Source organism: Streptomyces sp. NPDC005141 (genome assembly GCF_053599975.1).
This window is the reverse complement of sequence record NZ_JBSFYW010000038.1, coordinates 48,045-70,555: the sequence shown is the minus strand read 5'-3', so window position 1 is coordinate 70,555 and position 22,511 is coordinate 48,045. Positions and strand designations below refer to the sequence as shown.

Annotated in this window: 20 protein-coding genes and 1 pseudogene; 7 read left to right on the top strand and 14 right to left on the bottom strand. The window is 70.5% G+C overall.

The features are described from left to right. Positions 1–289 precede the first annotated feature (289 nt). The 5 genes from ACWD68_RS26745 to ACWD68_RS26725 form a co-directional block, all read right to left on the bottom strand. Positions 290–1,576 carry an MFS transporter gene (locus ACWD68_RS26745; protein ID WP_451809003.1) on the bottom strand — a complete coding sequence of 429 codons (1,287 nt, stop codon included), beginning with the start codon at positions 1,574–1,576 and terminating at the stop codon, positions 290–292. Positions 1,577–1,676: 100 nt separating this feature from the next. Further along, positions 1,677–2,585 carry a TauD/TfdA dioxygenase family protein gene (locus ACWD68_RS26740; RefSeq protein WP_451809002.1) on the bottom strand — a complete coding sequence of 303 codons (909 nt, stop codon included), beginning with the start codon at positions 2,583–2,585 and terminating at the stop codon, positions 1,677–1,679. Between the two features lie 50 nt (positions 2,586–2,635). Beyond that, the gene (locus ACWD68_RS26735; RefSeq protein ID WP_451809001.1) at positions 2,636–3,610 is read right to left on the bottom strand and encodes a quinone oxidoreductase family protein; all 975 of its coding nucleotides are present in this window, start codon (positions 3,608–3,610) and stop codon (positions 2,636–2,638) included. Positions 3,611–3,935: 325 nt separating this feature from the next. Further along, positions 3,936–4,988: a 3-keto-5-aminohexanoate cleavage protein gene (locus ACWD68_RS26730; protein ID WP_451809000.1), complete on the bottom strand. Its 1,053-nt coding sequence runs from the start codon at positions 4,986–4,988 to the stop codon at positions 3,936–3,938. A gap of 354 nt (positions 4,989–5,342) precedes the next feature. Continuing rightward, the gene (locus tag ACWD68_RS26725; RefSeq protein WP_451808999.1) at positions 5,343–6,344 is read right to left on the bottom strand and encodes an AraC family transcriptional regulator; all 1,002 of its coding nucleotides are present in this window, start codon (positions 6,342–6,344) and stop codon (positions 5,343–5,345) included. Positions 6,345–6,667: 323 nt separating this feature from the next. Here ACWD68_RS26725 and ACWD68_RS26720 point away from each other — a divergent pair, with 323 nt between their 5' ends. Then, a complete protein-coding gene (locus tag ACWD68_RS26720; protein WP_451808998.1) occupies positions 6,668–8,161 on the top strand; it encodes a long-chain-fatty-acid--CoA ligase in 1,494 nt (497 codons plus the stop codon). Positions 8,162–8,216: 55 nt separating this feature from the next. On the opposite strand, the pseudogene ACWD68_RS26715 reads toward ACWD68_RS26720, so the two are convergent. The 4 genes and pseudogenes from ACWD68_RS26715 to ACWD68_RS26700 all read right to left on the bottom strand — a co-directional run bounded on the left by ACWD68_RS26715 (position 8,217) and on the right by ACWD68_RS26700 (position 12,746). Beyond that, a pseudogene (locus tag ACWD68_RS26715) lies at positions 8,217–9,828 on the bottom strand (sodium/solute symporter). After that, positions 9,825–10,256 carry a DUF485 domain-containing protein gene (locus tag ACWD68_RS26710; protein WP_451808997.1) on the bottom strand — a complete coding sequence of 144 codons (432 nt, stop codon included), beginning with the start codon at positions 10,254–10,256 and terminating at the stop codon, positions 9,825–9,827. The pseudogene ACWD68_RS26715 and the gene ACWD68_RS26710 overlap by 4 nt, the downstream one beginning before the upstream one ends. 802 nt (positions 10,257–11,058) lie before the next feature. After that, positions 11,059–11,706 carry a hypothetical protein gene (locus tag ACWD68_RS26705; RefSeq protein WP_451808996.1) on the bottom strand — a complete coding sequence of 216 codons (648 nt, stop codon included), beginning with the start codon at positions 11,704–11,706 and terminating at the stop codon, positions 11,059–11,061. Between the two features lie 548 nt (positions 11,707–12,254). Further along, positions 12,255–12,746 carry a peptidylprolyl isomerase gene (locus ACWD68_RS26700; protein ID WP_451808995.1) on the bottom strand — a complete coding sequence of 164 codons (492 nt, stop codon included), beginning with the start codon at positions 12,744–12,746 and terminating at the stop codon, positions 12,255–12,257. A gap of 270 nt (positions 12,747–13,016) precedes the next feature. Here ACWD68_RS26700 and ACWD68_RS26695 point away from each other — a divergent pair, with 270 nt between their 5' ends. Next, entirely contained in the window at positions 13,017–13,400 is a 384-nt protein-coding gene (locus ACWD68_RS26695; RefSeq protein WP_451808994.1) for a hypothetical protein, read from the top strand. Between the two features lie 87 nt (positions 13,401–13,487). Here the strand turns inward: ACWD68_RS26695 and glpK are convergent, their stop codons facing one another. The 4 genes from glpK to sigK all read right to left on the bottom strand — a co-directional run bounded on the left by glpK (position 13,488) and on the right by sigK (position 17,376). Further along, positions 13,488–15,005, bottom strand: a complete 1,518-nt coding sequence (gene glpK / locus ACWD68_RS26690) for a glycerol kinase GlpK (protein WP_451808993.1) — start codon at positions 15,003–15,005, stop codon at positions 13,488–13,490. 33 nt (positions 15,006–15,038) lie between these two features. Continuing rightward, a complete protein-coding gene (locus ACWD68_RS26685) occupies positions 15,039–15,881 on the bottom strand; it encodes an MIP/aquaporin family protein (protein ID WP_451808992.1) in 843 nt (280 codons plus the stop codon). Positions 15,882–16,048: 167 nt separating this feature from the next. Beyond that, positions 16,049–16,783, bottom strand: coding sequence for an anti-sigma factor (locus ACWD68_RS26680; RefSeq protein WP_451808991.1), 735 nt, complete (start codon positions 16,781–16,783; stop codon positions 16,049–16,051). Further along, a complete protein-coding gene (gene sigK / locus ACWD68_RS26675; protein ID WP_451808990.1) occupies positions 16,780–17,376 on the bottom strand; it encodes an ECF RNA polymerase sigma factor SigK in 597 nt (198 codons plus the stop codon). Before sigK ends, ACWD68_RS26680 begins: the two co-directional genes overlap by 4 nt. Before the next feature lie 466 nt (positions 17,377–17,842). Here sigK and ACWD68_RS26670 point away from each other — a divergent pair, with 466 nt between their 5' ends. From ACWD68_RS26670 to ACWD68_RS26650, 5 genes are all read left to right on the top strand, one after another. Continuing rightward, positions 17,843–18,193: a hypothetical protein gene (locus ACWD68_RS26670; protein ID WP_451808989.1), complete on the top strand. Its 351-nt coding sequence runs from the start codon at positions 17,843–17,845 to the stop codon at positions 18,191–18,193. 163 nt (positions 18,194–18,356) lie between these two features. Next, positions 18,357–18,725, top strand: a complete 369-nt coding sequence (locus tag ACWD68_RS26665; protein ID WP_451808988.1) for a DUF6204 family protein — start codon at positions 18,357–18,359, stop codon at positions 18,723–18,725. 61 nt (positions 18,726–18,786) lie between these two features. Further along, the gene (locus ACWD68_RS26660; RefSeq protein WP_451808987.1) at positions 18,787–19,245 is read left to right on the top strand and encodes a MarR family transcriptional regulator; all 459 of its coding nucleotides are present in this window, start codon (positions 18,787–18,789) and stop codon (positions 19,243–19,245) included. A 120-nt stretch (positions 19,246–19,365) separates the two neighbouring features. Next, positions 19,366–20,124: an IclR family transcriptional regulator gene (locus ACWD68_RS26655; RefSeq protein ID WP_451808986.1), complete on the top strand. Its 759-nt coding sequence runs from the start codon at positions 19,366–19,368 to the stop codon at positions 20,122–20,124. Between the two features lie 91 nt (positions 20,125–20,215). Then, positions 20,216–21,493, top strand: a complete 1,278-nt coding sequence (locus tag ACWD68_RS26650; protein WP_451808985.1) for a PP2C family protein-serine/threonine phosphatase — start codon at positions 20,216–20,218, stop codon at positions 21,491–21,493. Positions 21,494–21,508: 15 nt separating this feature from the next. Here the strand turns inward: ACWD68_RS26650 and ACWD68_RS26645 are convergent, their stop codons facing one another. Next, the gene (locus ACWD68_RS26645) at positions 21,509–22,465 is read right to left on the bottom strand and encodes an expansin EXLX1 family cellulose-binding protein (RefSeq protein WP_451808984.1); all 957 of its coding nucleotides are present in this window, start codon (positions 22,463–22,465) and stop codon (positions 21,509–21,511) included. Positions 22,466–22,511 lie beyond the last annotated feature (46 nt).

Here is a 22,511-nt window from a genome sequence, read left to right as displayed (position 1 = left end):
TGTTTCGGGACTGGCGGAAGGAGCATCGAAATGCCCTCTGAGAGAGCTGAATTGATCGCCCTTGCCCGGTCGATGATCGCGGATCTCATCCGGAGGCGGAGGGCCCGCTGCCGCGAGGGTGGTGGCGCACCCGGCGGCCGAGGAACGGCCATGGGCCTTATCCGGAAGCGGGGTTGGGACGGCCGGCCCCGCCGAGGTTCACTAGCCGGCCGCCCCGGTCGCGGGCCGGCCGGCGACCCGGTCGACCGTGCCGAGGGGGTCGTTCGAGCCGGCCGCGCGGCAGTGGCGCTCACGGAGACACCACCGCTTCCTTCGGCTCCGCGGCCGCGACGGGTCCGGTCGTCAGACGGCGCAGATCACGCTCGTAGAAGTGGCGGCCGATCAGGAAGGCGACAGTGGCGGCGAGCGCTGTGAGCGGGACGATCCGCAGGGCGCCGAGCAGACCCATGCCGTCGGCGAGGGCGCCGGTCACCGCCGGTCCGGGAGCCAGCCCGAGCAGGCTGTTGGCGAGCGTCAGAGTGGCGAAGGCCGTGGCGGAGATGGACACGGGGGTCAGATTGGCCACCATGGCGGTCGCGGGACCGGCGGTGCCGGCCGACAGCAGGGCTCCGGCGGCCAGCGTCACCAGCTGGAGCGGACCGGTCGGCAGCTGGAACGCGGCCAGGAGGAGGACCAGGGAGCCGAGGCTGCACGCGATGGCGACGGCCCACTTCCGGATGGGGAAGGCCCGGCTGACGCGGTCCGCGGCCATCCCGCCGGCGATCATGCCGATGCCGATGACGAGGACGAAGACTCCTGCGGTCGCTCCCGCCTTGGCGGTGGGCATGTCGTAGTAGCGGTCGAAGTAGCTCGGCAGCCAGGCCATCAGGGAGGCGGCGATGAAGAGCTGGAGACCGCTGCCGACATAGGCGCTGATCACCGAGACGGAGGAGAACAGCCGGGGCAGCAGCACCCGCAGCCGGCCGCGCGGGCCGGGATCGGTGTCGGCCTCGACCGTGCCGGCCTCCGGTGTCAGCTTCTTCTCGGTGACGACGAGGCCGTAGATCCCGGCCAGGACCAGGCCGAAGACACCCATCACGCCGAACGCCCAGCGCCAGCCGAGGTGTTGGGCCACGGCGCCGCCGATCGACACGCCCAGGACCGATCCGAAGGCGCCGCCCGCGATGAAGGCACCGGAGAGGGTGGCCCGCAGGCCGATCGGGAAGATGCTCAGGACGACGGCGATGCCGACACTTCCGTACGCCGCCTCACCGATGCCGACGAAGAGGCGGCCGACGAACATCTGGTCGTAGCTCGCGGACACCGCGCAGCCGAGGGTCGCCGCGCTCCACATCGTCGCGGCCAGCAGAAGGCTCTTCACCCGGCCCCAGCGGTCGGCCATCAGTGACATGGGGAAGGTGAGCAGTCCGACCATGAGGGCGACGACGCCGCTGAGCGAACCGAGCTTGGCGTCCGAGAGCAGCCACTCGCTCTTGAGCATGGGGAAGACGGCGTTGAGGACCTGCCGGGACATGTAGTCGGACAGCAGCAGTCCGAAACTGAGGGCGAAGACCACCCAGGCATAGCGTCGGGACACGGGCCATCCGGACGAGGCGGTCCTGTCCGCCTCGGGGACGGGTCCGGCAGTGGTGTGCAACTCCATTGTCATCACCTCACGCGCTGTTGGAGGAAGGGGTTCAGAACGGTCTGTCGCCGACGATCCCGGCGCGCTCCATCCGGCGGACGGCGGGCCAGTAGTCCTGTACCGCGTAGTGCTGGGTGGAGCGGTTGTCCCAGATGGCCACACTGTTCGGGGTCCAGCGCCAGCGCACCTGGTACTCGGGGACCGCGGCCTGACCGATCAGGTAGTTGAGCAGCAGGCTCGCGCCGGGGGCGAAGTCCTGTCCGAACCGCACGTTCTCGGGCGTGTGGTAGTTCACGAAGTGGGTGGTGAACGCGTTGACGAAGAGGATCTCCTCGCCCGTCTGCGGGTGCGTGCGCACCACCGGGTGCTCGGCGTCCGGGAACCGCGCCTTGAGGGCGTGGCGCTTCTCCTGCGGCATGACGGCGCCGAACGTGGCCTCGATGCTGTGCCGGGCCCGCAGCCCCCGGATCATGGCCCGGATGTTCTCCGGCAGCCGGCGGTAGGCCTCGGCCATGTTGACCCAGATCGTGTCCCCGCCGACCGGGGGACCCTCGATACACCGCAGTACGGCGCCCATGGACGGGTTCTCGCGCCAAGTCCCGTCGGTGTGCGCGGCGTTCTCGTAGTGCTCCGCCGGACTGTCCAGGTCCTTGTAGATCCGCACCAGGCCCGGGTGGTCGGGGTCGCTGCCGGCCACAGGGTGGTCCTCCAGCGCTCCGAAGCGTTCGGCGAAGGCGATGTGTTCGGCGCGCGTGATGTCCTGGTCCCGCAGGAACAGCACCTTGTACTGGAGCAGCAGGGCCCTGATCTCGTCGAACAGGCCGTCGTCGCGTGCGGCGTCGCCGAGGTTCACGCCGGACAGTTCCGCGCCGATGCTGCAGGTCAGGGGTTCGACCCTGATCGAGCCGCGGGTGTGGGCGCGGACCGGCGCGCCCTCGGGGGGAGCGAGGGTGTGTTCCATGGTGCTTCCTCCTGGAGGGAGTGGAGTCGACAGCGGGGGCGCGGTGGGGCTCAGAGGACGAAGACGGACGATCCGGTGGTCTGCCCCGCCTCCAGCTCGCGATGGGCGTGGGCGGCGTCCTCGAGCGCGTAGCGCTGATTGACCTCGATGGTGATGCGGCCGGAGGTGACGTGGTCGAAGAGTTCGCCCGCGAGCTCCGCCCGTTCCAAGGGGTCCGCGATGTAGTCGGCGAGCGCGGGCCGGGTGACGAACAGCGAGCCCTGGACGGCGAGTTGCATGGCGTCGATGGGCGGGACGGGGCCGGAGGCGGTGCCGAAGCAGACGAGCAGGCCGCGGCGGCTCAGTGATGCCAGCGAGTCGGCGTAGGTGGTCCTGCCGATGCTGTCGAAGGCCACCGGAACCCCGGCGCCGTCGGTGAGTTCGCGCACTCGCTGGGCGACGTTCTCGCGCCGGTAGCGAATGACGTGGTCGCAGCCGTGCGCTCGGGCCAGTTCGGCCTTCTCCTCGGTGGAGACGGTGCCGATGACGTTCAGACCGAGCAGCTTGGCCCACTGGCAGACGATGAGGCCGACGCCGCCCGCGGCGGCGGTCAGCAGGATCGTGTCACCCGCATCGAGGGGGTGGATCCTGCGGAGCAGGTACGCGGAGGTCAGACCGCGCATGGTCATCGCGGCCGCCGTCTCGAAACCGATGCCGTCCGGCAGCCGGATCAGGGAGCCGGCCGGCATGACCCGTTCGGTGCTGTAGGCCCCGAGCGGACTTCCGGTGTACGTGACCCGGTCCCCCTCGGTGACCTGGGTGACGCCCTTGCCCACCGCCTCGACCACGCCCGCCGCCTCGACGCCCAGTCCGGCGGGCAGTGTCGCGGGGTAGAGCCCGGTGCGGAAGTAGGTGTCGGCGAAGTTGAGTCCGACGGCGTGGTGGCGGACGCGGACCTCACCGGGGCCGGGGTCGCCGACGACGACCTCCTCCCGGCGCAGGACCTCGGGACCGCCGGTCTCCTTGAATCGAATGGCGTGAGCCACAGGAGTGCTCCGTTGTTGGTGTCAGGTGAACGGGAGGGTGAAGGGCCGCCGGAACCGGGGGGTATGGCCCCGGCGGCCTCGTGGCGTGACGAGTGGGGCGGCACCCGGACCGGCCTGCCACGCGGTGGCCGGTGCGCGGTCGGCGCCGATGTGCGGTGACGCGGGCCGCGATCGGACGTGCCGGCGCGGTGGCCGGTGCGCGCTCGGGCGAGCGGCACAGGTGCCCTCGCCCTGGCCGGCGAGCGGCACGAGATGCCGTCGCCGGGCGGGCCGCGACGGGTCCGTTGCCGCGACCGGACGGTCGGCGTGCCGGTCCGCGGCCCGGTCAGGCGTCGCGCAGCATGAAGCCGCGCTGACCGGGACGGCGGTTCGGCACCATGCCGAGGCGGGCCAGCGTCTCGTCGGCGCCCGAGTAGGTCTCGCCGAGCTTGTAGATCTTCCTGGCCTCCGCGCCGGTCGCGATGTCACGGCCGAGGGCCTCGGAGATCCGCACCATCTGCTCGACCTGCTCGACGCTGGACATGCGCTCGCCCTTGCGCCGCCACAGGTTGTCCTCGTTGCCCACCCGGACATGCACGCCGAGCGCGATGCCGATCGCGTTCATGGGTGCCACGGCGCGCATGGAGCTCTCGATGGTCAGGACGGCGCCGTCGGGGGCGCGACGGACGAACTCGATGAGGTCGGCCGGGTGACGGCCCGCGAAACCGCCGCCGATCGCCACGTAGTTGAGGATCAGCGGGCCGGTGTGGATGCCGGCCCGGATGAGCCGCTCCACGGTTTCGAGCTGGGCCAGGGTGGCGAGCTGGAAGTGCGGCTGGATGCCGTTCGCGGCCAGACGCTCGAGGTGCTCCAGGTAGAAGTCGGGGCCCGCCTCGACGACCATGTCGCGGTACGCCTTGTAGTACTCGGGCTTCGCGATCGACGTGCCCTCCAGATCGTCGTCGTTCATGATCTCGACGATGTTCATCTGGCTGGTGTTGATCGCGATCGTCACCTGGTCCGGCGCGGGGTCCAGGTCGGCCAGCAAGTGGCGGGTGTCGTAGCTCAGCCACTTCGCCTCACCGCCCTCACCCTCGGGGGCGAACGAGATCGAGCCGCCGATCTGCAGCACCATGTCCGGTACGGCCTCACGCAGTCGGCCCAGAAGCTCGTTGAACTTGGACATCCGCTTGGAGCCCTTGCCGTCGAGCTCGCGAACGTGGATGTGGAGCACGGTGGCGCCGGCGTTGTAGCAGTCGACGGCGGCCTGCACGTGCTCGTCCATCGTCAGGGGAAGGTCGTCGGCGTCTCCGGGAAGCCATTCCGGTCCGTAGGGAGCGGCCTGGATGACCAGTTTTTCCTGGTTCTCGGGGAAGAGCGAGTCGTCGTGGAAGTGCACGGTCCGTCTCCTTCGTCGGATCGGTGATCACTCGCCGGGGGCATCGCCGCGTACTGCGCGGGCCTGGGATGTCCGGCGGGGATCGATGCGGGTCACCGGTGACAGCGGGCGCGAGGTGGCCCGCGGCGGTCGGCCGTTCCGGAGGAAGCGCGGGGGAGTGGCGCGGCTCCTCCGGCGGCCGACCGCGTCTTCTGTGCGGTGGTGCAAACGTAGGGCCGGGCTCAGGGGTGTGCTTGCCGTCAGGGGACAGATGATTTGTCATTTGGGGACATCGGTCGTGCGGCGCACCGAGGAGGGCGGCGCGCGGCCCGGGCACCCGTCCGGCCCGTCGAGACAGTCCCGGTAAGGGAGTTGCTACGGGGCCTTGCTGCCGCGCCACGCCTTCGGGCTGCACCCGAACTGCTCGCGGAACCAGCGTGAGAACCCGCTCAGCGACGAGAACCCCAGCAGATCGGAGATCTCCGTCAGCGAACGCCGCGGGTTCGCGACGAACTGCTCCGCGAGATGGCGGCGCGTGGCGTTGAGGAGCGAGGAGAACGTCTCGCCCGAGGCGGACAGATGCCGGTGGACGGTGCGCCGGTCGACGCCGAGGCTGCGCGCGACCTGCTCGATCGAACAGCGCCCGGTCGGCAGCAGGACCTCGATCAGCTCGCGCACCTGGTCCGCGGCGGTGGTGTCCTTGGGGACGGCGATCGAGTCGAAGTACTGGCGGGCGTACTCGCGCAGCAGCGGGTCGGCCATGGCGTTGGGCGCGTCGAGGTCATCGGCGTAGAAGACGATGCCGTCGATCTCGCGGTCGAACTCCACGATGGGCCCGAACGCGCGCCGGTGCGCCCCGGTGTCCGGCGGCGCGGAATGCCGGAACCACACGGAGAGCGGCTGCCAGCGGGTGTGCAGGAATTCGCTCAGGATGCGGTGGTAGGCGGCGACGGCCAGTTCCGTCGCCTGCCGGCACTCCATCGCCTCGCCGAGCCGCAGACCCACCTTCAGCGTGGCCAGCCCGTCCCCCTCGGACAGCCGGGTGTGCAGCACCTCGTTGTACATGTACTGATGGCGGATCAGCAGTTCCAGCGCGCTGCGTACGTCGGGCTCCTCACGGACGACCAGACTGATCGGGCCGAGGTTCGAGAAGCGGCGGAACTCCGCCAGCAGCACCCCGAAGTCCTCATGGCCGGACTCGGCCGCCGACAGCTCCAGTACCTGGACGGCGGCCGTGCCCGAGATCCACCGGTCCTGGACGGTGAGGGCGGCGGTGTCCAGACCCACCCGCTTCAGGAGCGCCTGCGGATCGACGCCGAGGGAGCGGCACAGCTCGACGTAGCCGCTCAGGGCGGCGGTGCGGACCAGAGGTCGCATGGGCACGCTCCAGCGATGTCCCGAAAAGCCAAGTCTCCTGTCCCGCCATGACAAGCGTGACGGTGGTCGAGGAACCTAGCATGACGCCGTTCACCGGCCGGGCCCGCTCACGGTGGCCGCTCACCGGCCGGTGAACACCTGACGGACCGGAGGCGAAGTCGACCGGAACGACGGACGCGGCCCAGGCGCCGCCCGTGCCCCGCTCGGGCCTCTCGGTGTGAGCCCCGTAGCCAGGGCGCACAGCACTGGGTCACGCTTCGCGATGTGATCCGACCGCGCCACACCGCCCCGCCCGGCGGGACGAACCCTAGGAGATATCCGGCATGACCAACCTCGTCACCCTCCTGGCCGCCTCCGCCGCGGCCCACGGCGACCGCGTGGCCGTCCGTCATGACGACAGCACGCTCACCTACGCCGAGCTGGACGACGCCAGTGCCCGGGTCGCGGCGCTCCTGCGGGACCGCGGCCTGCTGCCGGGCGACCGCGTCGCGATGACCATGCCCAACCTCCCGCTGTTCCCGGTCGTCTATTACGGCATCCTGCGGGCCGGCGGTGTCGTCGTCCCGATGAATCCGCTGCTCAAGGCCCGTGAGGTCGCTTTCACCCTGCGCGACTGCGGGGCACGTGTCGCGCTGGTCTTCCCGCTGTTCGCCGACGAGGTGACCAAGGCCGCCGCCGAGACCGGAACCGAATGCCTGGTGACCGAGCCCGAGGCCTTCGACGCCCTGCTGCGGGCCCACGACCCCCTGCGCGACACCGTCGAACGGGCTGAGGACGATCCCGCCCTGATCCTCTACACCTCGGGTACCACCGGAACACCGAAGGGAGCCGAACTCTCCCACCGGAACCTGGCCACCAACACCCTCACCACGTCCGAGACGCTCCTCCGGGTCCAACCGGACGACGTACTCTTCGGCGGCCTGCCCCTCTTCCACGCCTTCGGCCAGACCTGCGCGCTCAACACGGCCGTCGCCGCCGGCGCCACGCTGACCCTGCTGCCCCGGTTCGACCCGCGGCGCGCCCTGGAGATCATGGCCAGGGACGAGGTCACCGTGTTCCTGGGCGTGCCGACGATGTACGCGGCGCTGCTCCACGCCGAGCTTCCCGCCGGCTTCGACATTGCCCGGCTGCGCCTGGCCGTCTCGGGCGGGGCCGCGCTCCCGGTCGAGGTGCTGCACGGATTCGAGGGGCGCTTCGGCGCTCCCGTGCTGGAGGGGTACGGACTCTCCGAGACGTCACCGGTCGCCGCGTTCAACCACCCCGACCGGCCGCGCAAGGCGGGGTCGATCGGACTGCCCGTCCGCGGGGTCGAGATGCGGCTCGTCGCCGAGGACGGTGGTGCGGTCGCGCCGGGCGAGGTCGGCGAGATCGCCATCCGCGGCGAGAACATCATGACCGGCTACTGGAACCGCCCGGACGCGACCGCGGAGGCGATCCGCGACGGGTGGTTCCACAGCGGCGATCTGGCCCGGGTGGACGACGACGGCTTCTACTTCATCGTCGACCGCAAGAAGGACATGATCATCCGCGGCGGCTACAACGTCTACCCGCGTGAGGTCGAGGAGGTGCTGTACGAGCACCCCGCCGTCGCCGAAGCCGCCGTCGTGGGCATGCCGCACCCCCTGCACGGTGAGGAGATCGCGGCGGTGGTCACGCTCCGGCCCGGCGCACGGGCCACGGCCGAGGAGATCATCGCCCACGCCAAGGAACGGGTCGCGGCGTACAAGTACCCCCGCGTCGTCACGATCGCGGCCGAACTGCCCAAGGGACCCACGGGCAAGATCCTCAAGCGCGAGATCGTGGTCAGCGGACCGTGAACCACTGAGGGAGGGTGGCGGTGGCGGTGGCGGTGGCGGGAAATCCCGGCCACCGTCATCTTTCCCTCTGCCGCGGTCCCGCGAGGATCAGGCTCTCCACACCCTCGTACCGTCCCCGTTCGCGGTCCGCCGCGCGCCGCCCCGACAGCAGGCTGCCGAGCCAGCCGAAGGCGAAACCCAGCGGAATGGACACCAGTCCCGTGGTGGTGAACGGGAACCAGTTGAAGTCGGCTGCGGGAAAGGCGGACGTCGGGGAGCCGGACACCAGCCTGGTGCCGGGCATCAGGACCAGGACGGCGAGGGTGCCGCCGATGAGCGTGCTCATCAGGCCGGCACGCGTGTAGCGGCGCCAGAAGAGGCTGTAGACCAGGGCGGGGGCGATCGCCGAGGCGCCCACGCAGAAGGACAGCGTGGCGAGCGGTTGCAGACTGCGGTGCTGGACGAGGACCGCGAGCGCGATCACGGGGGCGCCGACGACCAGGGCCGAGCCGCGGGCCAGGGCCGTCTCGCGTTGCGGCGACATGGCGGAGTTCCGGCCCGCGAAGACGTCGTGGGCCAGTGAGTTGGCGCAGGCCAGCGTCATACCGGCGACGGAGGCGAGCAGCGTGAGGAAGATCGCCGTGGTGATCGTGGTGAACACGAGGGTCTCAGCCCGGGACACCACCGGGCCGAACGCGGCTCGTGAGCCCAGCAGATAGGCCGTGTGCCCACGAGGGTCGGCGGCGGCGATGCCGGCCCGGCCGACCATCGCCGTCGCGCCGATGCCGATGACACCCGCCACCATCATGAACAACGCCACCGAGGACACCGCCCAGGACATCGAACGCCGCACCTGGCGGGCGCTGTTCGCGGTGAACATCCGCATCGTCACGTGCGGCAGGCAGGGCACCGCCCAGCACGATGGCGAACTGCGTACTGATCATGTCGAGCCGGGGATGCGGGCCACCGGCGAACTGAAGCCCGCCGTGCAGGAAGTCGTCCGGTGCGCCACTGCGCTTCGCGGCCGCGGTGAACAGGGCACCGGGATTCCAGTGGAACCGGCTCAGGATCAGTACGGCGACGACGATGCCGGAGCCGAGGAGCACCACCATCTTCAGGATCTGGATCAGCGCGGTGCCCCGCATGCCGCCGATGGCCGCGTAGATGATCATCAGGGTGCCGACGCCGACGATGCAGCCGGTCTTCATGGAGTTGTCGGAGAAGCCGAGGATGAAGGCCAGCAGCTGCCCGGTGCTGGCGAGTTGGACGAGCATCATCGGCACGAGGGCGGCGATGGTGACGCCGCACGCGGTGATCCGTACGGCCCGTCCGGGCATCCTGCGGGCCAGCACGTCGCCCATCGTGAACTTGCCCGTGTTCCGCAGGGGTTCGGCCAGCAGGAACATCAGCACCAGCAGGGACAACAGGGTGCTGAGAGCCAGCACGACACCGTCGTAACCGCACAGGGCGATCACGCCGCCGATGGTCAGCACGGTCGCGGCGGAGATGTAGTCGCCCGCGATGGCCAGTCCGTTGCGCAGTGGGGAGAGTGAGCGGTAGCCCGTGTAGAACTCGGCGAGATCGTCGCTGTCGGGGCCGGTCACCACGCACAGCAGCAGTGTCACGGTGACCGCGACGGAGAAGGCGACGAGGGACCAGGACTGTGCGGTGCCGCCGAAGACGCTCACCGCTTTTGCTCCTGCTCGCCGCGAGCCCAGGGGGTGCTCCGGTTCACACGGCGAGCGAGGGGGTCGACGTAGCGGCGGGCGGTGCGTTCGTAGAGGAGCACGGCCAGCCAGGTGGCGGGGATCTGGGCGAGGGCGAACACCAGGCCCGTCGACAGGCCGCCGGCGACGGGACGGGCCATGAGAGCGGGGCAGCCGGCGGAGAGGCCGAGGAAGAGCGTGAAGCAGCCGAGCACCACGAACGTGGTCACACGCCGCTGCCGGCGGTAGGCGCGGCGCAGGATGCGCAGATCGCGATGGTGCCCGGTCCAGGTGCGGGGTGATGCCCCGCCGCGTAAGGATTCGCCGCTGGGGTCCGGGACATGACGGGAGCGGGAACCGCGCTGTCCGTCGAGTGGTCCGGGACGCGGGACGGAACTGTCGTACGACATGCCGGTCTCCTGGTGGGGGTGCGGGCCCGGCGTACATGGACCGTCGGACGGTGGGGGAGCGGCTCGGGTCCTCGCACGCTATTCGGCCCTTCGGCCCATGCGAAGCGGTTTCCTTCAAGTACCTGGTCGGAGCGTGTCCATGCCTCTGACCTCGCCCGTTGCCGGAGAAACCGCTGTGGCGTCCGGGCTCGGAGTGGGGGATGTGGCGCACGTCCGGCCCCGGATCCCGGGCAGCCGGTCGTCGGTCTCCGGACATGCGGCCGGGCATGATCGCCGACGTTGACCCCGCGAACACGCCATGCACACAATCTGTCGGCCCGCTGAAGTGGAGGACCGGCGCGCGCTGGCCGACAACCTGAAGGTTCCCGTCGACATCGTCAGGACGCCGGCGGACGACGACGCGCACAGCGTCCGGCTGGCGGTGGCGGTACGACCTGAGCTGACGGAGACGGAAACCCACCGTCATCGACGTCACCATCGGCCCGTCCGACCGGCTCAACCCTGTTGAGTGGGTTCGCCTGTGCGCCGATCCCGACATCCTGCGGCAGTGCGCCAAGTCGGCCAACACGCTGCTGCGGCGCAGCGCCGCCCACAGCCCGCACCATGCCCGCCGAGGCCGTCGCGGACGTCATGCACCGATACCTGGACGACGCGGGAATCCCTCGCTGACGCGAACACCCGCCCCGAACACGGTGTGATGTGCCGGAGCCCTCGGCAACTGGGCTCCCGCAGACCGAGCCGGCGGTGCCAGAGGGTCCGATCGCGCTCGTCGGGCACGTTCGGCGGTCACGCGTGCGCGGAGTCAAGAGAAGTCGCGCAGTTCGTTCAGCGGTGTTCCGAGCGCCCAGCGTCTGAGGCACGAACCGTCGATCAGGCGAACCCCGCCCTGCCGCCGCGCCCACTGGACGTCACGCCGGCTGAAGGCCCCGCGGTGGACCACGAGACGAAGCGGGGGGCCGGAGCCGCCCGGACGCCCCGCACGAGAGGGCGCCTCCTCGTCGGGCAGCGGCTCGGCCACGGGCCGGAAGGCGACCTCCAGGCGATGCCCGCGGCCGTCCCGTGCCCGTACGCGTACCCGGACGCGGTCCGCGGTCCGCTGCGGAGGGAGCACCCGCCAGCCGTCGCGGCGCAGCATCCGGGACACGGCCAGGGCCAGGCCCTCCGTGTCGAGCTCCGCGAGTTCCTCGGGTGTGTAGAAGCCGTGGCGGCGCCGGGCCAGCGGCCTGTGACGGCGTACCGCGGCCGGCGCGGCGACGGCCACGAGGACCAGCGCGCCGAGAGGCACGCCGATGCCGGCCACGCGGTAGCCGACGGCCAGGACGGCGACGACCGCGCACAGGGTGACGACGACCGCGGCGAGGGCGGGCAGCACCTCACGAAGCGCGGGCCCGTAGAGCCCTTCCGCGCGCAGCCGTCGGATCGCCCGCCGCCGCTGAGCCCGTCCTGACAAGCGTCTTCCGGGCGTTCGCCCCCTCCGTGTCACTCGGGCCAGCCCCCCAACCCCGCGCGCCTCGGCGTGTGCGGGTAGGGGCTACCCCTCGGAGGCGCGTCGGCCCCATGGAGTCGGGTTCCGGCCACAAATCCGGCTGAACTCTTTCCTGGACCCGCGACGGGTGGGACACGATCGGTTCCCGTGGCTGCGGAGTCCCGCGCGGCCGGTCGCGCCGTGAGCCCGGCAGGAGAGTCGGTGTCACTGCCCCGTGCCGTTCCGGCGCCGTGCGCAACAGGGCCTGGAGCAGCGGGCCGTGGCAGGCTCCTCCGGCCAACCGCTGCACTCTCTCCGGGAGTTCAGCACGAATCCGGCCGGGGCCGCGCCGACGATGGAGTTCATGGCGCCGGCCGGCCACCGCGAGGTCATCCGCGCGGAGGCCGCCCACGGCCCTGGCCCCCTGGGCACCGCCCGCCGGGGCCGGGGCAGCGTCCGACGGAGGCGGCGGGTGGTGCGCCGCCGCCTCCGTCAGCACTCGTCCGTGGGATGGACCCAGGCCGTCGGACCGCTCAGACAGTGCCGGAGTCGGAGATGACGATCTTCTTCGAGGTGGTGCCGGAACGGCTGCCGAGCGCCTCGATCGCCTTCACGACGTCCATGCCCTTGACGACCTCGCCGAAGACGACGTGCTTGTTGTCCAGCCAGTCGGTGACGATGGTGGTGACGAAGAACTGCGAGCCGTTGGTGTTCGGGCCCGCGTTGGCCATGGACAGCAGACCCGGCTTGGTGTGCTTGAGCGTGAAGTTCTCGTCGGCGAACTTCTCGCCGTAGATGCTCTTGCCGCCCGTGCCGTTCTGCTTCGTGAAGTCGCCGCCCTGGAGCATGAAGTCCGGGATGACCCGATGGAACGGCGAGCCCTTGTAGCCGAAACCGTGTGCGCCGGTCGCGAGCTCACGGAAGTTCTGCGCGGTCTTCGGGACGACGTCGTCGTACAGCTTGAACTCGATGCGGCCCAGCGGCTCGCCGTTGGCGGTGACCTCGAAGTAGACGTTCTCGCTCATTGCTCTGCTCCTTTGGATGCGAATGGTCGACCCCGAGCATAGAGAGGCTGAGAGGGTGGGCGCGTGACCGGGGGTGATCATTCGGCGTGTGGCCCGAGGCCATCGTGCGATGCGCCGCGGGTGAACCGCGCCCCGGACACCACCGGGATTTCCACCAGGATCGAAACGATCGACCTGGCGGACGCCCTCTCGACATAGTGGGCCATAGGCGGCGCATCCATGCGCCTTGGCCTGTCCGCCCCTCGGCGGACCGCTGCACGGGGGAGAGAAATGCGTCTGAACAGGAAGCTCGGGGCGGGGTTCGCGACCGCCGCGCTCGTCGTCGGGTTCGGGACCACGGCCATGTCGTCCGCCCACGCCGCCGCCGGCTGCTGGACGAACGACGGCGGCATCAGGTGGTACTGCAACAACGTGTCGGGCGCTCCCGTCTACGGCATCATCGGCAACAACCACTCCTATCCGGACCCGAACACCGTCGTCGGGTACATGTACTCCAACCCGAGCTGGTTCTACTGCAAGGAAGACGGTCAGGCCTGGGTCGGCGGGCCGCACCCGACCCGCTGGCTCCTGACCAAGGCCGACAACGGACAACTGGGATTCATGAAGGACACCGCGATCCACAGCGAGACCGACCCGGTTCGCGACTGCACATGAGAGCGGACGCGCGTCCAGCCCCTGACGCGATACGAGCCAGGGGCTGGACGGAGCTGCCTCGGTCATCCGCGTGACCGGCAGGCCGGCCTACTCGACCTTCGCCCAGTCGAGGGTGCGTTCCACCGCCTTCTTCCAGTCCGCGTAGCCCTGCTGACGCCGGTCCTCGGACCACTGGGGCTCCCAGCGCTTGGACTCCTGCCAGTGGGTGCGCAGTTCGTCGGTGTCCTGCCAGAAGCCGGTGGCCAGACCCGCCGCGTACGAGGCGCCGAGCGCGGTGGTCTCGGCGACGACGGGGCGGCTGACCGGCACGCCGAGGACATCGGCCTGGATCTGCATGCACAGGTCGTTGGCGGTCACACCGCCGTCGACCTTGAGCACGTCCAGATGGACTCCGGAGTCCTGCTCCATGGCCTCGACGACATCGCGGCTCTGGTAACAGATGGCCTCCAGGGTCGCCCGCGCCAGGTGGGCGTTGCTGTTGTACCGGGCGAGGCCGACGATCGCGCCGCGGGCGTCGGAGCGCCAGTACGGTGCGAACAGTCCCGAGAACGCCGGGACGAAGTACATCCCGCCGTTGTCCTCGACGGTGCGGGCCAGCGTCTCGCTCTCGGCCGCGTCAGTGATGATCTTCATCTGGTCGCGAAGCCACTGCACGGCGGATCCGGTGACCGCGATGGAGCCTTCCAGGGCGTACACGGCGGGGCTGTCGCCGAACTGGTAGGCCACGGTGGTCAGCAGACCGTGCTGCGAACGGACCAGCTCCGTACCGGTGTTGAGCACCAGGAAGTTGCCGGTGCCGTAGGTGTTCTTGGCTTCGCCGGGCGCGTAACAGACCTGTCCGACGGTGGCCGCCTGCTGGTCGCCGAGCACCCCGGTGATGGGGATGGAGGCGCGCAGGGGCCGGGAGGTGCGCGTCGTACCGAACGCCTCGGGGTGGGACGAGGGGTTGATGCTGGGCAGCATGGCCCGGGGGACACCGAAGAAGCCCAGCAGCTCGTCGTCCCAGTCCAGGGTCTCGAGGTCCATCAGCATGGTGCGGCTGGCGTTGGTCACGTCGGTGGCGTGGATGCCGCCGTCGGGACCGCCGGTCAGGTTCCACAGGACCCAGGCGTCCGTGTTGCCGAAGAGGGCGTGTCCTTGTTCCGCCGCTTCGCGGACGCCGTCGACGTTCTCCAGGATCCACTGGATCTTGCCGCCGGAGAAGTACGTCGCCGGAGGCAGCCCCGCCTTGCGGCGGATGACGTCGCCCTGGCCGGAACGCTCCAGGGCGGCGGCGATGGAATCGGTCCGGGTGTCCTGCCAGACGATGGCGTTGTAGTACGGACGGCCGTTGCGCGGATCCCAGACGACGGTGGTCTCCCGCTGGTTGGTGATGCCGATCGCCGCCAGGTCCTCCGCGGTCAGGTTCTTGTGCCGCAGAGCGTTCTGGATCACCGAGTTGGTGCGTTCCCAGATCTCCACCGGGTCGTGCTCGACCCACCCGGAGCGCGGAAGGATCTGGGCGTGTTCCATCTGATGCTTCGCCACCTCGTTGCCGGCGTGGTCGAAGATCATGAATCGGGTGCTGGTGGTCCCTTGGTCCACCGCGCCCACGAAATCAGCCATGGGTTGCCGCCTCTGCTGTGGGGGTTGTGGGCGTCAGGGCTTGGAGGGCGGGATGCGTCCCGCGGGTTCGGCCTCCGCCGTGGGCAGGAACCGGCCGACGAAGAGCTTGTACACGCCGGCGCCGAGCACGCCACCGATCAGCGGACCGATGATCGGCACCCAGAAGTAGATGTTTCCGTACTGATCTCGCCAGGCCCCTCCGTATCCCGTGATGAAGCTGGCCAGTCGGGGACCGAAGTCACGTGCCGGGTTGATCGCGTAGCCCGCGAGGGTGCCCCACGCCATACCGATGCCGACGACGAGCAGGCCGATGATGAACGGGCCCATGTTCGCGCCGGGAGGGGTGTTGAGCAGGTCCGTGACAGCCATGATCACCAGCAGCAGAATGGCGGTGCCGATGATCTGGTCGCGGAACGCGCCCCACTCGTGGACCGGCAGGTTCGGGTTGCCGTTGGCGGGCAGCGTCGAGAACACGCCCTGGGTCTTGATGGTGTGGCCGGGGTCGGCCTTCGCGAGCGCGTCCGTGTAGTTCCAGCGCACGATGAGCGCCGCCACGAAGGCGCCGATCGTCTGGGCCACCACATAGGGTGCCACCTTGCGCCAGGGGAATCCCTTGAACGTGGCCAGGGCGAGGGTCACGGCGGGGTTGAGGTGCGCGCCGCTCAGGCGTGCGGCGACGTAGACACCCATCGTGACGCCGATGCCCCATGCCCACGCGATGCTGTCGTGGTCTCCCAGACCGCCCGGTGGTGTCGTGAGTGCTCCGCCGGCGACCACCTGGGCCACCACGCCGCACCCGAAGAGGATGAGAATCATCGTGCCGAGGAACTCGGCGGACATTTCGCCGATCAGCCCCGACTTGAACCGCTCAACCATGGAAGCCCGCTTCCCGCCGGTCCAGAACCGGCCGTCTACATGCCACCTGAGCCTTTCCTCACATCAGCATAGGATGATCAAGAGATAACCGCATCAAAAGTGAAATATTCGCTTCCATCCCCTTGGTGTCGGTTGGGTAGATTGTGTCGGCATGGGCACGGGACGCGTCAGGCCGGGACCGTGACGATGCCGAGCGGCTCACTGGTGGGCTGCCGCGATCCACCCGCGGGCTCGGCCGTGATTCCTACGGCGCTGACGTCGTCCAGGGAACCCTGGAGCACCTGGGCGTGCGCGCCGCCGGAGCCGGGGAGCAGGCCCGCCGGGCGAAGGTCGCCGGATTTCGCGGCGTACCAGAGTTCGTAGACCTGGTCGTCGCCGAGGCGCGGCAGGTCCGAGGCGATGAAGGCCGCCCGGCCCTGCGTGCGGGAAGCGACCACGCTGATGTCGGCTCCGTCCGGCAGCTTCCGCGTGCTGATCGTGGCGTCCCGGGCGGTGAGGATGTCGGTGAGGGCGGAGGCCCGCGCCTGCGCGTGAGCGACTTCCGTACGCGCGTCGTCCGCCTGGGTGTGCTGCCACGCGGCGAGGCCGCCGAGCGCGGCCGCGAGGACGAGACACGCGGCCAGGACCAGGCGCAGCGCCCGCCGGCGGACCGGAACCCTCCCGGGGAGCCGCTCCTGACGGGTGTGGGCGATCCGGTCGAGGACGTGTCGGCGCAGCTCGGGGGAGGGGGTCGCGTCCTGGTCCGAGGCGAGTCGCAGGGTGACGGCGGACAGCTCGGCCACCTCCTCCCGGCACGCGGCACACCCGGCCAGGTGGTTCTCGAAGGAGGCTTCCTCCGCTGCCGGAAGGGCGTGCAGCACGTACGCGCCCACGGACTGGTGCGGGTCTTCGGCGGCGTTCATGACCTGGCCTCCAGACAGGTGCGGAGCCGGCGCAGCCCGGAGCGCATCCTGGACTTCACGGTCCCCGCCGGAGTGGCCAGGCAGGCGGCCACCTCCAGATAGGTCATGCCCTGGTAGTAGGCGAGCACCAGCGGCACGCGTTGATGCCGTTCCAGGGCGGCGAGACAGCGTCGGACGCGATGGTGATCCTCGTGCCGCTCCACCGCCTCGGCCACCTCGTCGAAGGGGCGGTCCTCCGCGAGCAGCGCGCTGCGCCGCTCGCGTGCGGTGCTGGCCTGGACGTGCCGGACCCGGTCGACGGCCCGTCGGTGCGCCAGGGCGAGTACCCATGCCCGGGCGCCACCGAGTTCGGGGCGAAAGCGGTCCGCGGTCCGCCAGATCTCCACCATCACGTCCTGTGCCACCTCCTCCGACTGCGCCTCGTCCCGCAGCACACGGCAGATCAGGCCCTTGACCGGCCGCGCGAGGGTGTCATAGACGTCGGCGAACGCGTCCTGGTCGCCCTCTGCCGCACGCTTGAGCCGGGCGTCCAGCCACTCCTCGGGCGAGGAGTGCCGTCGCGCGCCGTGTCCGTCCTGGCCGCTCTTGGACATCGCTCAGAGAATCCGTCCGTCGCTTCCTTCTCGTCTGGCTCGACTCTCCGTCCCGGCGGGCTCCTTCGCAGCGCGAGAGGGCCGTTCGCCGACGGGGTGCACACCGGTCGCCGCGCCGCCAGGGCCGCGCCGAACGGCGTCGTCACCGCCCGCCGTCGCGTACGGAGCGGATGTCGTCACCCTGTATTCGTAGACACCCGGCCCCGCGTATGAGCAGGGGGCGCCGCGATGTCGTCGCACCCGGCGACGAGTCCCGGCGCGGGGCGACCGGCCACGGTCCTCTCCTCTCGAAAACTCGCACCAAAAATTTATGCGGGTCTATCCTCATACGTACCTTTCATGGCTCCGAATACCTTGTGTTCCGCACATCGTGAGCCTCGGAACGTACCGACAGGTTCGGCGCGAACACCCGTGACACCGGCTCCCGTTGTGCATGTCCATCACGTTTTCGAGGGAGGTGAGTCCGATGACCACACGCATCAGCGTCCGGCGGCTGCTGGCCGGGGCGGCCGCGACGGGTCTGCTGGCCGGCGGTGCCGCACTGGGCATGTCCGGTACGGCCGCCGCGGCTCCGGCACCGGCGTCCGCGCCTTCAGTGGTGACCGGTGACCACCATGATCACCACGACCGCTGCGAGTGGAAGAAGGGCCACTGGGAGAAGAAGTGGGTTCCGGGGCACTGGGAGAAGAAGTGGGTCCACCACGACACCTGGCGCCACGGCCATCACAGCCACGAGTGGAAGGCCAAGTGGGTCTACGTTCCCGCCCACTGGGACCACGTGTGGGTCAAGGGCCACTGGGACTGCCACCACCACTGAGTGCTCCGCACGGGGAGTGAGGACGGACCGGGCGCGACCACTCCGCTCCCGGTCCGCACCGTGCCAGCTTCCGCTGGTGCTCCGCCCCGTGCCGGTTTCCGCTGACGGCGACCCCGCCGGAAACGAGGTGGAACCCGGTGTTCCCGCTGGTTAGGCTCGCCCGATGACCACACGCACTTTCCGTATCACCGTTCGCGGAGTCTTCGACGGGCTCACCGCCGACCAGCGCGCGGACCTTCTGGCCCGCGCCTTGGAGCATGACGTCCTGCAGGCGTCCTTCACCCCCGAGGGGCACCTCAGCTACGACCTGGCCGCCCGGCCGGCCTTCACCTTCCGCTTCCTGGACTCCGGAGAAGCGGAGGAGGACATCCTGGAGGCGGTCGAACGCGCCGAAACAGCGGCGACCGGCTGGCTGACCGAGCGGGGCTACGGCTTCAAGAGGCTCAGGTCCCAGGGCGAGGACCTCTCCCAGGCACCCCTCGGCAAACGGCAGCGGCGGGCCATCGCCCAGAGCGTCCAGAACACCCCCTGACCCCTCGTACCTCATCGGCGACTCATGCTCCCGATATGCTTGAGTGGTCAAGGAGGTGTCAATGAGTAGTGAACTGGACGCGGCACTGCGCCTGGTCAGGGCGCAGGCCACCCTGGTGAAGCGGTTCGACGCGAGCCTCGGCGGGCTGCACGGGGTGAGCCTGGCCGATTTCACGATGCTGCTGCGTCTGTCCCAGGCCCCGGGCGACCGCATGCGCCGGGTGGACCTGGCCGAGGCGCTGGGGCTGACGGCCTCCGGTGTCACCCGAGGGCTCGTACCCCTGGAGCGCATCGGGCTCGTCAGGCGGGACGCGGACGCCCGTGACGCCAGGGTGGCCTACGCGGCGCTGACGGAGACCGGCCGGGAGCGGCTGGCGGAGATGCTCGTCACCGCCGATCACGTCGCCGAGGAGATCTTCGCCGAGCCGCCGTGGACCAAGGAGGAGGCGGCCCGGCTCGCCGGGCTCCTCGGCCGCCTCGGCGGCACCGGCCTCGCCCGCCACGAGACCGGCGGCGGCTGAGTCTCCGGCCGCCGCCGGTCTCGACCGGATCACCCGCGGCCGGGAGGCGAGGGACCGCCGGAAGGGCGGTGTGTCCGGTGACGCCTTGCCTGTCTCGTGACCTCGGCGCACGCTGGTGGCATGGGAGCTCGCGACGGCCCGACGCTCATCACATCCGTTCAGCGGGCCTTCCGCCTCATGGAGGCGGTGAGCGCACACGAGAACGGCGCGCCCGCCAAGCAGCTGGCACGCGAGACGGACCTGCCTCTGGCCACCGCCTATCACCTGCTGCGGACCCTGGTCCACGACGGCTACATACGCAAGCTCGACGACGGCGGATTCATCCTGGGCGACAAGGTGCAGACGCTGCACACCCGGGGCCGCGATCAGGCGCTGCTCAGCCGTGTCCGCCCCGCACTCGCCGCTCTGCGTGACGAACTCGCGACCGCCGCCTACCTCACCTTCTACGAGGAGGGCGAGATCAGGGTCGCCGAGATCGTCGACGGCCCCCGGGCACCCAGGGTCGACCTCTGGGTCGGATTCGAGGACGCGGGCCACGCCACCGCGCTGGGCAAGTCCGTCCTGCGAGAACTGGACGAGGAATCCCGCAACGACTACCTCGCCCGGCACGCCCTGCCCGACCTGACGCCGCGCACCATCACCAGCCGTCCGGAACTGCTGCGGCGGCTGGCCTCCTCGCCCGTGGCCCCGGCCGTCACGGACCTGGAGGAGTACGCTCTCGGCACGGTCTGCGTCGCCGTGCCCGTCTACAGCGGCGACACACTCGGCTCGCTCGGTGTCTCGCTCCCCGCCGATCGGCTGCCCCGGCTCGAGGCGGTCCTGACCCGGCTGATCCCCACCGCGAATCGCGTGACGAGGGGCCTGTCGCTCACTATCTGAAATCCCTGTGCTTGTGGTGCCCGCCTCGAACGTCTTTCCTGAGTAAATCGGACATTTCAGGGATGAACCCAGGTGAGGACTGCGGACGAACATGAGTCAGGCCCGAGAGCACGGTAGCGAGCACTGGCGGAAACGGACGTTCTGGAACCGGAGCGTCGGTTCCGGGGCGGCGGGCCGCAAGCGCGCCGCCGCCCATCTCGCCTTCGGTACCCCCGTACTGCCCTTACTGATCGTCGGCGCCATCGTGCTGGTCGACCTGGCCGGCGGAGCGGGCGTGGTCTGGCTGCCGCTGCTCGCGGCGGGGCCCGCGCTGGCGGCCACCACCAGCAGGCCGTACGGAGTCCTCTGTGTCGGCCTCCTGGCCGCGGCGCTGAGCGTGATGCTCGGAACCCGGGACGGCGTCCCGGGTGACGAGCTCGCTGCCGTTCTGTCCGCGCTGGCGGCCGTGACCCTGGCGAGTGCCCTGGCCAGTGCGCTGCGCTGGCGTCGGGAGCGGGTCCTCGCCGCTGTCCGTTCGGTCGCCGAGGCGGCCCAGCATGCGCTCCTCGCGCCCATACCGTCGAGTGTCGGGCCGTTCCAGGTGGCCGTCCGCTACAGCGCCGCCGCGGCGGAGGCCCGGATCGGCGGGGATCTCTACGCGCTGGTGCCCACGCCCTACGGAGTCCGAATGATCATCGGCGATGTCCGCGGCAAGGGGCTGCCGGCCGTGGGCACGGCCGCGCTCGTGCTCGGCGTCTTCCGCGAGGCCGCCTACGACGAGCCCGATCTCCTCGCCGTCGTCGCGAGGATCGAGCGGAGTCTGGCGCGCAACCTGGGGTACGACGACTTCGTCACCGCCGTGGTCGCCGGGTACCCGGAGCCGGGCCGGCTGGAGGTCGTCAACTGCGGACACGCACCGCCGCTCCATGTGCGCGCGTCCGGAAGCGTCTCCTCGGTGGACCCCGTCCACCCCGCTCCGCCTCTCGGGCTGCGGGCCCTCACGGGTGAGACCCCGAGCCTCCAGGTACTGCCCCTGGCCGACGGTGATCAGCTCCTGCTCTACACCGACGGGGTCACCGAGGCACGCGACCACGGCCGCGAGTTCTACGCCCTCGCCGAAGGACTGGCCCGGCATGTGTCCGACGAGCCTGCGTCCACCCTCGCCGCGCTCGAAGCCGAGCTCCAGAGCCATGTGGGCGGCCGCCTGCACGACGACGCGGCTCTGCTCCTGCTCCGCAAGCCGGCCGCTCCCGACCGGGCACCCGAGGTCGTCACGGGCAACGCCGTCACGGGCAAGGTCGTCACGGCCAGTGGTTCCGTCACCCTCCCCTCCCCGCCTCGGCCGCCTTCGGCCGGCGCGGGTGTGGGCTGCGGCCAGAACGCGGAGTAGCCCGTCCGGAACGGTTCAGTGCCGGGCGAACTGGAGCCGGGTCGGTTGAACGGTGTCGGGTCGCACCGCCAACCCGCCGACGGTCAGGCGTTCACCGTAGATGTCGGTGATCCTGATCGTGCCCCCACATCCGGCTCCGTCCTCGGCGAGGAAGTAGTTGTAGTCGGTTCGGGGCAGCCGTCGCCATCCGTCAGCGGTGCGGAGCTCGAGCCGGGCCACCGGATTCCGGTGGCCGATCGCTTGGATCGCGCACCACCAGCGGCTGGACCCGCTCTTGTACCGGACCGCGATCGTGCCGGAGACGCTGGGGCTCAGCAGCTTCCACGTGATCGGGATCCGGCCCGCCGAAGGACTGGCGAGTTCGGCGAAGGCCTCGGCGCTGAGGTCGAGCTGCCCGGGGGCGCAGGGCAGGGGGCATTCGTTGGTGATCCGGACCGTGACGGACGCTCCGCCGGCCGCGCGGACGAGGACGTACGCTCCGCACGCCTTGGACGTCTCGTAGTCGGTGTGGTTCATCGCCGCGGTCATGACGTCGGCGCTCGGGCCGAACGAGCAGGCGCCGTCGCCGTTCCCGGCGTCGTACGTGGTGGCCACTCCCCGGTAGCCGACCCCGGGGCGAATCCGTCCCGCCCGCGATGCCACGGAGGCCGCGGTCCGGGAGGTGGCCGAGGCCGGCGGCCGCGCCGGCGCGCCGCTGGCACCGGCCGCCGCGGACGGGGAAGCCGTCGCACTCGGCGACCGGGGCGCCGTCGGGGACGCCGGCCCGGACGGTGCCCCCCGCTCGGACGTGGCGGTCCCTCGGGAACCGGTGGCGGTCGCGTCCGCGGCGTGCCCCGCATCGGCCTGGTGGCCTGGGCGGACCGCCACGACCAGGAAGACGAGAGCGGCCGCCGCGATCACTGCCACCGGGGTGACGGTCAACAACCGGAGCCGGTGCCTGCGGCGGCGCGCGGCCTGCCTCGTTTCCTTCATGCGTGTCCGTTCGGAGGATCGAGCCGATGGTGTGCCCATCAGTGGC